Raw genomic sequence first — 13,548 nt, forward strand, 5'->3', positions numbered from 1 at the left:
ATGGTAACATCAACAGTAAGAGTTGAGTCACAACCAGCAGCATTTTTCAGCATTTGTGTGTAAACACCTGTAGCGGTATAAACTGAATCGTTTACAGTAACAGTTTCGCAACCGTCAACATAAATGGTTTCTGAAGTAGGCTCGAGGATGGTAACATCAACAGTTAAAGTTGAGTCACAACCAGCAGCGTTTTTCAGCACTTGTGTGTAAACACCGGTAGCAGTATAAACTGAATCGTTTACAGTAACAGTTTCGCAACCGTCAACATAAATGGTTTCTGAAGTAGGCTCGAGGATGGTAACATCAACAGTAAGAGTTGAATCGCAACCTGCAGCATTTTTCAGCATTTGTGTGTAAACACCTGTAGCGGTATAAACTGAATCGTTTACAGTAACAGTTTCGCAACCTTCAACCTGGATAGTTTCAGCAGTTGGTGCATCTCCGTCGGCAACTGTAAAATTGCTTAATTCAACTTGTCCGCAATCTCCTTGAAGAGATAGGTCTTTTACATCGAGTGTATGCACACCGGCTGTTAAACCGGTGATAGTTTCACCTGAGTTAAAAGAAGTCCAGGCTCCATTGTCGATTGAATATTGCAAATCCGGAGTTCCCGATGTGGGAGATGTGGCTACAATTGTTACGGTGCCATCATTACCCGCACACGATTCCGGGGTAGTTGCAAGTGATCCGATTTGAACTCCTTCGACTATAATGTTGAATGAACATTCTGCGGTAATTGCAGCGCCTCCATCACTTGGAGTGTAAGTTGCTGTATATGTCAGTGTAGTGTCGCCTATAATAAAAAAACCTGATGGTGCCGGACCGGAAACAGTAAAGTCAATTCCCGAAGCACAATCAACATCAAGTAAAACACCGTCATGTACAATATCATCAATTGTGTTTTTGTTTGAGATATTGCTAAGTGCTGTTGTAAATAGAAATTTCAAGTAAAAAGCTCCGGTAGTATCCGGTGTTGAAAGTGTTGAACTTCCTGTAGAATTGATGGTGTTGGCATCAATTTCGGTTTCTACACCCGCTTCATCAATCAGAATCAGATGCCAGGTAAATTCCTCGCCATTGGGCACTGTAAAATAAACAGTCACATCTGTGTTCGGATGAAAATAGGTGAGTGGAGTAATGATGTATGGATCACCACTGCCTGAGGATTGCCATAATTTCATCCAGCCATCACTGGATTGACCGGTTCTTTGAACTCCGTTAAATTCCCAGCACTGGGCTGCCAGGTTACTTTCCGGCAGGTCGAAAGACATAAAGAAGTTTTGTGTTTCTCCTGTGTCTCCAACGCAGGTAAGTGTAAAGTCCGGAGCTGTCCAGGTGAGGTATTTTCCCTGTTGGCCGGTTATCGCGTTAACCGAATCGGCACATACAACTACGTCATCTGTATTGCAGCCGGAAGAAGTAATCTCGCATTGTGCATTACTTTCAGATGGTGCCAGTAATGCGAACAGTGCTAAAACTACTGTCGCGATTTGGATTAAAATCTTTTGGGTAAAACTTTTTTTCATCGTGTAAGGTTTAATAATTTCTTCAATGTTGTGTGTAACATAATATTATACGTCCAGCTCGATTTATAAAATCGATGCCTTAGCATTCAAATGTTTTGTTAAGTAACTTGAGTGAAATTATCGGATAGATTCAAATAACCCCTTATTCTTTATCTGCCCTAAATTCCAGATTCAATTATTGCAGTTGCAAAATACTACTTAACATCATAAAATCCAAAGTTAATTTTGAATTGCGTCCTTTTCATTATTTCAATTTTGTATTTAGTACGTTTGTGCCAATTAATAGGCAAAGGTTATGCCATTGGATTTAAGTAGCTGAAAAACAATGAGTAGGGATTTCTGAAAAGGTCTTTCGTGGTTTCATATTGGGACAAACATCCCGAAATGGCCAAAAAGATACATAAATATCCTTTATTCGAATTTCTCAAAAAAGTGGAGAATTGAGTAGAACAAGTGAATAAAAACTTAACCTTTTTGAAGAAGGGCTTATTTGAAACGACTATAATTATTGCTAAACGTTCATCTTTTGGTTTGGAGAATATTTAACCATCGATCTTGGTTTCAAAAGATCAAAAAAAGAAAAACCCGGAACCATCTCACCAGATTGGAAACCGGGTTTTAAAAACACAACATCAAAATTTCTTAGAAATATCTCGGTGAGATCACATTCTCTTTTTTGAATCTGAGTTCGTACGAAACCATTACTTCGTGTGTACCGTTGTTATGCTCTTTCAGATTGTTGGTAGAAAAATCGATCGCATAACCAATCCTCAGTTTCTCGGCAAATATCCATTGGGCAATAAAGCCGTACGACGATCCGGTACGGTACATCGCACCTAACCAAAGTTTTTCTTTGATCAGGAAGTTTCCGGTAAGATCGAATTGAACCGGAGTACCTGTTTCCGAGGTGAACGAAGCTTTCGTTAACATAGTTGGTTTGAACTTCACATTCTCGCCCAAATCAAATACTGCTCCCGCAATCAGGAAATAGTGTCTAAGTTCTCCTTCAACTGAAAAGTTTTTCATGTCGTTTTCGAAAGTGGTATTTACAACTTTCGGGATGGAGAATCCTACATAGGCTTTTTTACTGTATAAGAAAGCACCTACTCCAAAATTAGGTTTGAATGCGTTGTTAATTTCTCCAACGAAACTAGGATCGTTGGGATCAATTATGTCATATTCCTGCAGGTTGTTCGAATAGTTGGTGAAACCTCCCTTTAATCCCAAACGTAAGTTTGTTTTTTCGCCAACCGGTACCAGGTAGGAGTAGTCGGCAAAGAGGTAAAACTTCTTCTCCAATCCAACTTTATCGCTGATGACATCGAATCCGAGGGCTACCCGCTCGTTTTTAAGCGGGGCCTGGAGTGAAAATGTATAGGTTTCAGGTGCACCGTCCCAGCCTGTCCATTGATGGCGGCCAAGTGCCATAAAACCTACCGATTCCCATGTACCGGCATAAGCCGGGTTAATGGTTTGTGTATTGAACATGTATTGCGTATACATAGGGTCCTGTTGGGCATTTGATGTAAATGCGGCCACTACTATTGCCAGAATCCCTAAACCTTTGATTATATTTAATTTTGCTTTCATCTTTCTAAATTTTTCGGATTTAACATTCATTAATTAATCAATTAATTATTTAGGAATACTGATCCTGTAATAACCCGTTCATTATTCAAGTAGAGTATGTAGAAATACGTTCCCGTTGGTAACTTGTCATTACCTATCTGCATACTGTTCGTAGATGTACCGTCCCACCAGGCATCATATTCACCCCAATAATCAGTGTTTCCATACCTTTCTTTTTCATATAGCAGGTTGCCCCAACGGTTATAGATCTCAATCTTCGCATCCGTGAAATCATCTCCCAAGACTCTCGTCGTTTCTTCGCCTGTAACATCATTTACACAATATATCAACATTTCGAAGTAATCGTTGATGTTATCATTATTGGGTGAGAATCCATTAGGGATCACCGGTTCTCCACAGATATTGTTGCCTCTCCCTGTTTCGCGTTGTATAATATCTCTCCAATCTCGAATTCCATTAATAGTATCGCCAGCTATGTCCTGTAATGGAGCATAAGAACCAATAGCATTCAGTCCATGTAGCCATTCATCACTGGTGTCATAGGAATCGTAAGGATCATACAAACCATCGCCATCAGAATCGGTGGCCCCGATATCAGTATCGGCAATTGTATCATGCGGTGCTTCATCCCAACCTTCAATGTAATCCGGGATTCCATCTCCATCAGAATCATCATCTAAGTAATCAGGAATGAAATCAAGGTCCATGTCCAAAGGAGCGTAATAAACACCTTCATTTTCTGTGTCATATTGGTCATCCCAACCGTCGCCGTTTGAGTCGATTCCCAGAGGAGGATAATAATCCCAGTCAACCTGATCAATTTCTAACCTTCCTCTTCTGTCAGCTTCCAGTCCTTCAGCAATGGTTTGCTGCCATTCAATGTTGTCAGGAATACCGTCGTTATCCGAGTCAATATCGAGTCGGTCAACTATACCATCGCCATCAGAATCGAGTGTCTCCTGGTTCAGTGCATAGCTTTCTTCATCCACATCGAGTATTCCGTCGTCGTCATCATCAATGTCATCAATATCCGGAACACCGTCGCAATCAGTATCAAGCAATACCCGAATGGTAACCTCTGCACTGTCGCAATTCGTGCTGTCCGTCAAATCGCAAATTGAGTAGGTAAGCGTAAGCACTGCCTCGTTAGCAGTTTCGTTCAGGTAAACTAGCTCGCCATTAGTTACACTTACTCCGACAGGAATGTCAGTCGTTACGTTAAAGCTTACATCATCGCGGGTAAATCCTTCATCGTTGCTGAACAGATCGATATCTCCGGTAACAGTTCCTCCCGGACAGTAAATGAGCGTTAGTGTATCTGGATTCGCTTTGAATCGGGTTGGATTTATACCGCACAAGGCTTCGCCTTGCTTAACTGTTACAGTGGCAGTGCAAGTACTTTCGTTTCCTGCAGCATCAATAACTGTAAGTGTTACCTGGTTTTCTCCTCGATCATCACATGTAAACTCGGTTTTGTCGATGAACATGGTGTCGATCATGCAATTATCTGATGAACCATTTTCAATGTTCTCCAAAGTGATACTTGCATATCCTGAAGCGTTGAGTGCAATTTCAATATCGCTGCAAACAGCAACAGGAGCAATGGTGTCGATAACAGTTACTGCTGTAGTACATGTCGAGACGTTTCCACAAAGGTCGGTAGCTGTGATCGCCACTGCAATACCTTCCTGAATGCCTGCGTCGTTACAACCAAATTCGTACTGAGAAATAGTAACTGAGATGTCTTCTTCCGATGTACAATTATCGGAAACGGTATACAAATTGGCCATATCAGTGTCGCTGAGCATTATGCTGCCGTCTTCGCCGGTGTAAACCGTAAGTGGATTACAGGTGAGGGTAGGAGCTATATTGTCGCGAACAGTGATCGTCTGTACTTTCGAAGTATCGTTGCCACATCCGTCGGCCAGGTTCCAGGTACGAAGGATAATCCATTCGCCAGCACATTCCCCCTGAGCAATAGAGTCAGTAAAAGTTGCTTCCAATACTGCTTCAGAGCAAATATCGCTTTCATCGCTCACGTCACCGGTAATTTCTATGCCGGCTTCATATTCGCAGTTTTCATTCGAATAAATAATTGTATCAGCCGGAACGGTAAAGTCAGGCGCTTCAGTATCAACAATTGTAAATGTAGCTGAAGTTTGTACCGAGTTATCACATTCATCGAATGCAGTGAAAGTTACGGTTACACTGGCACCACAATTCTCAACTGTTAAGCCATCAAAATCATTGTCCCAGTTTATTTCGCCACAATTGTCGAAGCCACTTGCTCCCGCATTGGAAGCGAGCCATGCTTCAAGGTCTGCTACATTACCTTGTCCGTCACATTCTACAATCAGGTTCTGAGCCTGAGCAGTGAGTGTAGGAGCGCTATTGTCTACAACACTGAAAGTAGCAGTTGTTCGCGAGAAGTTGCCACAGTCGTCGGTGGCCGTAAAAGTTACGGTTGCACTTCCACTGGTACCACAGCTGTTGCTTAGTCCGTTAAAATTGTTGGACCATCTTACACCTCCACAAAGATCATCTGCAGTCGCTCCGCCGTTATTTGCGAGCCATGCATTCAGTATCGGAGTATAATCCTCATCACAATTCACTGTCTGGTTGCTGGCTGTTGTTATATCCGGAGGAGTGGTATCTTCAATTCTGAAAATGGCAGAAACAGTATCATTTCCGAATTCCGATCCACTTATAATTCCGGTGGTTTCAACAGTCCTTGTCAAACCACAGCCTTCAGTTGTATCCGACTCGATTGTTATTTCATACAATGAGGTATCTACTGTAAACTGCGCAATAAAGGTTTCGAAATCTTCGAGGTTACCGTTACCGTCGCACTCAACAGTCATGTCGCGCACTTCGATGGTCATCGGTACGCAGGCTACACCAAAGTCTTTGGTCAGATCAATCGCATTCCCTTCTGAAAGCGACGCGAACTGCGGATTGTCGGAAGTAACACCACACTCAGCATCAAATTCTGCATGTGGATCGTTGATTCCTTTTGGTAATCTGGCTGATTTGGTATTTGTTGTTAATACTTTCACCAGGCCACTTCTTCCCTTACTTGCAGCTACGGCTGATAAGTTGGCATCAAAATCAAGTGTTACCGTGTAATCTCCCATTACATCGGGGCGACTACGGTAGTAACCGATGATTCCTACAACCACACTGTCAGTGAAATTATTTGGTCCGGTTACAATTATATTCGGATTCAAAGCATTTCCAACACCGGCTTTGTTCAGCTCGCCCTCATTTTCAGGTCCATCGTATCTTCCGTCGCCGTTCATGTCTATCCATTCCCAGCTATTGAAATCGACATAACCATTGTTCGAAAAGTCGGGGAAGTTTTGTGTAACCTCGCCATCATCGTTGGCATCGTACCATTCATCCTGAATACCATTCTGGTTAACATCGTACCATACCAAGTCGCCTATTACAGGCCCATCAAACTCTTCATATTCGAAGTTATGCGTCTGGAATTCGCATTCAACGATAGTTGTAAAGAACAAACTGGAGTTCACGTTGAACAGGCCTTTTGCATTTAAGTTAGCATCCTGTACCTGCACCAGGTATTCACCCGGAACCATATTCACGAACGCATATTGTCCTTTTGTATTGGTTACACTAATCTGAACATCTCCAGGTGTATTTCCTTGTGGGATCAGAGTTACCATCACATTACGCTGCCCCTGACTGAGATCGCCAACGTAAACTTCACCATCTATACGTGTCTGATTTTCACAAAGCACGGATACCGTGAATTTACATGAATCAATGTTTCCACATTCGTCTTCTGCATAGTATGTAACCTCTGTATCACCAATTGGATAAATTGCACTTGCATTTTCTTCGCCGGTGAAGTCGTTGTAATAAGTTACATTTCCACAAGCATCAGAAACGGTTGGCAGCGGAATTTCAACGATTGCATAAGGATCGTTGGCATCAATATTCAAAGTTGTGTCGTTCGGGCAAATAATCGCCGGAGGAGTATTGTCGCCACCTGCATAGGTGATTTCAATTTCATCAGCAAAGTTGCCACATTCGTCAACAATCGAATAGGTATAAGTTACCGACCAGTGGCAGTCGCTATTCTCGCCTTCGGTTGTATCCTTGGTTACTGTTACCGTGCCACAGTTATCTTCAAAGAGTTCGGCAATTGCATCGGCCGAAGGACCTTCAGGAATTTCAGCCATACAAGCGTCTATTTCCTGGTCGCCTTGAGGAATTACTGCATCTTCGGTCAGTGCCGGAGGAGTGGTATCTTGTACCGTGAAAGTAGCGGAAGTGGTAACACTGTTTCCACATTCATCCATTGCAATAAAATCAACTTCTGCAGAGCCGGTTAATCCACATTCATTATTAATATTGACTATTTCGTAACTCCAGCTTACATCGCCACAATTATCGAAAGCCATTCCCTGAGTGAATAACCATTGGTGGAACGGATTAGCCAGGGCTCCAACCTGTTGTTCGTTGAGACGCAGGTCGAGTGGTACTTCCGGCACAGTAAGAATCTCAACACCGTAACAATCGATGGTCATATCCATTGCCTCCACTTCGAGAGTCGGAGGTGTGGTATCCTGAACAGTTACAACTTGTGTATGTTCGGTAGTGTTTCCGCACTCGTCTTCGGCTACCCATTTTCTTGTAATCACGTAGCTTGAAGCACATAGTTCACTCCAGCTGGTATCAGCCGATGGAGTTACTATTGCTGAGCCACAGTTGTCGGTAGCAGTAAGAGCAGTCATTACCGGAATTGCATCACAGTTCACTGTAGTATCTTGGGGCAGTGCTTCAACAAAAGTTGGTGATACGGTATCATTTACCGTAATCAGTTGTTCGACAGTTACATCGTTTCCGCAATCATCAGTAAATGTCCAGGTATAAGTGATGCTGAAGTTGTTTACGCATTCTCCTTCAGTAGTGTCGCGTGATACAACACCCAGTATATCATCTCCATTGTTATCTTGTGCATACAATACAGCGGGGGCAGGCACATCACCGGCACAAAGTACCATTGTGTCAGCCGGTGGAATAGGTGGAACCGGAGGCGTATTGTCGTTTACATTGATCACCTGTTTTACAGAGTCCACATTTCCGCAGTCATCTGCAAATATCCAGGTACGTGTAATTTTAGTGCTGTTCTCGCAAGGACCCTGCTCAATATCTTCACTCGGGCTTACCGTGATGTCTCCACTGCAGTTGTCCGTTGCAGTCAAGTCAACGGCAGCCGGAACAGAGTCAAGCAACTGAACCCAAAGGTCGGCAGGTGCCTGAGGAACATCAGGTTTGGTAATATCGTCCACTTCGAATGTTTTTGTCTCAGTGGTTACATTGCCACAGTCGTCTGTTGCGGTAAAAGTAACGGTTACCTCCTCGTTGCAATTGGTTTCCGGTTCATTGTATGAATAGTCTACCTCTATTACTTTATCGCAACCGTCGGTGGCTGTTGCAGTCATTGCCCAGTTCGCAACACGTGCTGAATCAAAACATTCCATTGTAAGATATTCTACAGGAACAGTAATTATCGGTCCCATAGTATCCAGTACAGTAATGGTTTGAACATCAGTAGCTGTGTTGCCACAATCATCAACCAGTGTCCATGTACGTGTAATTATTTTCTGACCATCGCATTCTCCGTCAGCAAGCTCGTCTTCGAAAGACGCCTGAAGAGCAGAAGAGCAGTTATCAGCTTCATCGGTTACATCACCGGTCACCAAAGTCGAATCGTTGAATTCGCAATTTGCATCGGCATAAATGGTAATGTCATTCGGAGCAGTGAATGTCGGATCGATTGTATCCAGCACGGTAATCACTTGAACATCTGTAGCTGTGTTGCCACAATCATCTACAAGTGTCCAGGTACGTGTGATTACTTTTTCACCCATGCAGTTTCCGTCAGCAAGCTCGTCTTCGAAAGTTGCCTGAAGAGCAGAAGAGCAATTATCAGCTTCATCGGTTACATCACCGGTTACCGAAGTAGAATCGTTGAATTCACAATTAGCATCGGCATAAATGGTAATGTCGGTAGGAGCAGTGAATGTAGGATCGATTGTATCCAGCACGGTAATCACTTGAACATCTGTTGCTGTGTTTCCACAATCATCTACAAGTGTCCATGTACGTGTGATTACTTTTTCACCCATGCAGTTTCCGTCAGCAAGCTCGTCTTCGAAAGTTGCTTCAAGATCAGATGAGCAATTGTCAGCCTCGTTGGTCACATCACCGGTTACCGAAGTCGAATCGTTGAATTCGCAATTTGCATCGGCATAAATGGTAATGTCGTCCGGTGCAGTAAATGTCGGATCGATTGTATCCAGCACGGTAATCACTTGAACATCTGTAGCTGTGTTGCCACAATCATCTACCAGAGTCCATGTACGTGTAATTATTTTCTGACCTTCGCATTCTCCATCGGCAAGCTCGTCTTCGAAAGTTGCCTGAAGACCAGAAGAGCAGTTATCAGCTTCATCGGTTACATCACCGGTTAGTGAAGTCGAATCGTTGAATTCACAATTTGCATCGGCGTAAATGGTAATGTGATCCGGAGCAGTGAATGTCGGATCGATTGTATCCAGAACGGTAATGACTTGAACATCTGTAGCGGTGTTTCCACAATCATCTAACAGTGTCCAGGTACGTGTGATTATTTTCCGACCATCGCATTCTCCGTCGGCAAGCTCGTCTTCGAAAGTTGCCTGAAGAGCAGAAGAGCAGTTATCAGCTTCATCGGTTACATCACCGGTTACTGAAGTCGAATCGTTGAATTCACAATTTGCATCGGCATAAATGGTAATGTCGTCCGGAGCAGTGAATGTCGGATCGATTGTATCCAGCACGGTAATCACTTGAACATCTGTAGCTGTGTTGCCACAATCATCTACCAGTGTCCAGGTACGCGTGATTATTTTCTGACCATCACATTCTCCATCAGCAAGCTCGTCTTCGAAAGTTGCCTGAAGAGCAGAAGAGCAGTTATCAGCTTCATCGGTTACATCACCGGTCACCGAAGTAGAATCGTTGAATTCACAATTTGCATCGGCGTAAATTGTAACATCATCCGGTGCAGTGAATGTCGGATCTGTTCTGTCTTTGATCACAAAAGCTGCCGTAGTACTGCTCGAGTTTCCACAAGTATCAGAAGCAATAAATGTTACTGATACAGAATCGGCACCACCACAAATATTAGTTGTATCTGCTTCCATGCTCCAGCTCACTTCGCTACAAATATCTGATGCTGCGGCACCTCCATATGCATTGAGCCATTCAGTAAATTCTGAAACATTACCCTGTCCGTCGCATTCAACTACTAAGTCGGACGCTTCGGTGTCGATGCTTGGCGGCGTACGGTCAATAATAGCTATTTTGGTGTAGCAGTGAACCTGGTTACCAAGGCTGTCGGTAACAGTAAATATTACTTCTTTTCCTGTTGCTGACCCAAAGTCAGTTACACATTCCACTGGTGGAAGTTCACCATCAAAGTCAGAAGTGATCATGTCCAGTGTAATCGGTTCATCATCTTCGGTATTGGCCAACATGGTATCCAGCATGTCGCTAACCCATTGTTGTGCTTCAGCCAGATAGTCGTCTCCGCAATCCAAAAGAAGCGGTTTTATTACGCAAATTGTGCGCGGAGTGCCACTTGGAGTAACGGTAACTGTAAATGAACACTCGCCTGTATTTCCACAATTATCAGTGACTTTCCAGGTAATATTATTTGTCCCCAATGGCATTTTAAATCCAGCAAGGGTTTCAATATCGTAAGTTGTTCCGTTAACTACGACCGAGGTATCTGCCAGTGTTCCGCATTCTTCTGATGCCGAAATAAGGTCAAATTCTGTACCTGAAGTCGTATAAAGGGTATCCACCGAAGAAACTTTGCGATTTTGATCTCCGGGGCAATTTACTATCGGGGCAGTATCGTCGCTTACCGAGATTGTCTGAACAAATTCAGCGCTTGTGTTTCCACAGTCATCTTTTGCTGTCCATTTTCTTTCAATTGTATAGTTGCCGGCGCAGTCTCCCGGTGTCACAATACTGTCAGTAAGTGTTACACTTACTCCTGAACCACATTCGTCGGTTGCGCTTGGTACAAGAGCTAAGACGGAATCCAGACCATTCGTATTATCACAGGCCAGGTCGGCATTTAAACTTCCTGCCGCAAGATCCCAAACCGGAGCAACGTTGTCCGATACTGTTATTGTTTGGATGAATTCTGAACTTACGTTATCGCAGTTGTCAGTAGCCTTCCATTTTTTTACTATAGTGAATGAACCGGCACAGTTTCCGGGAGTGACAATGCTGTCGGTCAGTGTTATCAATACTCCGGAATTGCAGTCGTCAGTTGCTGTTGGCGCCAGGGCCAAAACCGAGTCGAGTCCGTTGGTATTGTCACAGGTCAACTCAGCATCAAGGCTGTTGGCAGCAAGGTCCCAAACCGGGGCAACTGCATCGGTAACAGTAATTGTCTGAACAAACTCGGCACTTGTGTTATCGCAGTCGTCGGTAGCTGTCCATTTTTTGATAATGGTGAATGAACCTGCACAGTCACCGTCAATGGTGTCGTTTGCCACCAGCGTAACGGTTACTCCTGAGCCACATGAATCGGTGGCAGTAGGTTCAAGTTGCAGGGCGCTGATCAGGCTGCTGACATCGGCACATTCGAGGTTGGCATCGAGTTCTGCGGCTTCGTTGTCCCAAACCGGAGCAGTGGTATCGATCACATGAATGGTCTGCGATGCAGTTGAAGTGTTTCCACAGTCGTCCACAGCGGTCCATGTACGGGTTATGCTGTATTCCCCGGCGCAACCGCCGTTGGTGGTTGTGTCTTTGTATGTTAAATCAACTTCTGCACTACAATTATCAGTTGCAATTGCCTGTGCAAATACCGGAACCTCCGGACATGCTATCGTAGTATCAGCAGGAAGGTCTGCAAATACAGGTGCTGTATTGTCGATCACCTGGATTACCTGTTGAGCAGCCGAAACATTATTGCAGTTATCTGTTGCTGTCCAGTGACGTACGATTATATCGTTGTATTCGCAACCTGATAGAGCAGGTGTGAGACAGACACTATTAAAGGTTAAAGTGCCGATTCCTCCATCTACCTCTTTTTGTTTTCGTCCAAAGAGTCTCCAGGTCCCGTTCATGTCGCCGGTGAACTGATCAAAGCCAGATACCAGGCTTACACCTGGAACAGAAATTTCTGAAGTTGTTTCACCGTTCGGTTGAAACAATCCATCTAAACTGGCATTGGTACTATTGTTCCACACTGTTGAAGCAGTGCTGTTAAAAGTCACATTAAATGTTCCGGTTAAACTACAAACGTCACCGTCACCGCAATATGGTCCAACCAAAATTACAGCCTGGCCACTTGGAGCAATCAGCCAGAATTGAGCATTTCCAACTCCTTGTGTAACAGAGAAACTTAAGTCCAGATTTTTGATGTCACTGGCTTTCAGGTTATCCAGGCCACTTATATCGAATTCCGCAATTTGCCCAGCACTATTAGCAGAAAGTGTAAATGATACGTCGGTACCAAAACAGCTCCTGTCTACATAGCTTACCGTCGGATCTGTATCGCAATTGTCAGTGGCAGTTGCCATTCCTGTGCTTGCCGTAGTTGTGTCGGCCGAACAATTCTCATCAGAGAAAAGAATGGTATCAAGCGGAACTGAAAGAACTGGAGGAGTATTATCTTCAACTGTGATAGTTTGAGTAAATGAAACCGGATTTCCGCAGTCGTCTTCAGCTGTCCAGCGTCTAACAATCTGTCCGCAACCATCAACTACCGTATTGCTTAGCTCTTCGTAATTCACTGCTACATCTGTATCGCAGTTATCTGTTGCAGTTACTACAGGAGGAGCTGGTGCTCCTTGGTCGCAATTGACTGTTAATGTTGCTGAAGGCAGATTGTGTAATACGGGATCAGTTGTATCCTGTACCGTAACAATTTGCGTATGAGCAGTTACATTCCCACACTGGTCCGTCGCAGTCCAGGTTCTTTCTATTGAATAACTTCCGGGGCAAGAGCCGTCAGTTGTGTCGGCTGAAGGAATTACGTTTGCTGTACCGCAGTTGTCGGTAGCAGTGAGCGTAACCATATCGGGTACATTATCACAATCAACAGTAATATCCTGTGGCAGTTGTTCCACAAATACGGGATCAGTTGTATCCTGTACCGTAACAATTTGCGTATGAGCAGTTACATTCCCACACTGGTCCGTCGCAGTCCAGGTTCTTTCTATTGAATAACTTCCGGGACAAGAGCCGTCAGTTGTGTCAGCAGTAGGGACTACGTTTGCTGTACCGCAGTTGTCGGTAGCAGTGAGCGTAACCATATCGGGTACATTATCACAATCAACAGTAATATCCTGTGGCAGTTGTTCCACAAATACGGGATCAGTTGTATCCTGTACCG

At 43.9% G+C, this 13,548-nt stretch carries 3 protein-coding genes; all 3 read right to left on the reverse strand.

The genetic code is table 11. The features are described 5' to 3' along the window. Nucleotides 1-1,526, reverse strand: a 1,526-nt coding sequence (locus tag HFD85_RS21610; protein WP_167614511.1) for a hypothetical protein, incomplete at its 3' end; no start/stop codon positions are given. A 642-nt stretch (nucleotides 1,527-2,168) separates the two neighbouring features. Beyond that, nucleotides 2,169-3,116, reverse strand: coding sequence for a PorP/SprF family type IX secretion system membrane protein (locus HFD85_RS21615; RefSeq protein ID WP_167614513.1), 948 nt, complete (start codon nucleotides 3,114-3,116; stop codon nucleotides 2,169-2,171). 41 nt (nucleotides 3,117-3,157) lie between these two features. Beyond that, nucleotides 3,158-13,519 carry an HYR-like domain-containing protein gene (locus tag HFD85_RS21620; protein ID WP_206082057.1) on the reverse strand — a complete coding sequence of 3,454 codons (10,362 nt, stop codon included), beginning with the start codon at nucleotides 13,517-13,519 and terminating at the stop codon, nucleotides 3,158-3,160. Between the last annotated feature and the right edge of the window lie 29 nt (nucleotides 13,520-13,548).

The organism is Maribellus sediminis (genome assembly GCF_011799805.1).
Lineage (GTDB): Bacteria > Bacteroidota > Bacteroidia > Bacteroidales > Prolixibacteraceae > Draconibacterium > Draconibacterium sediminis_A.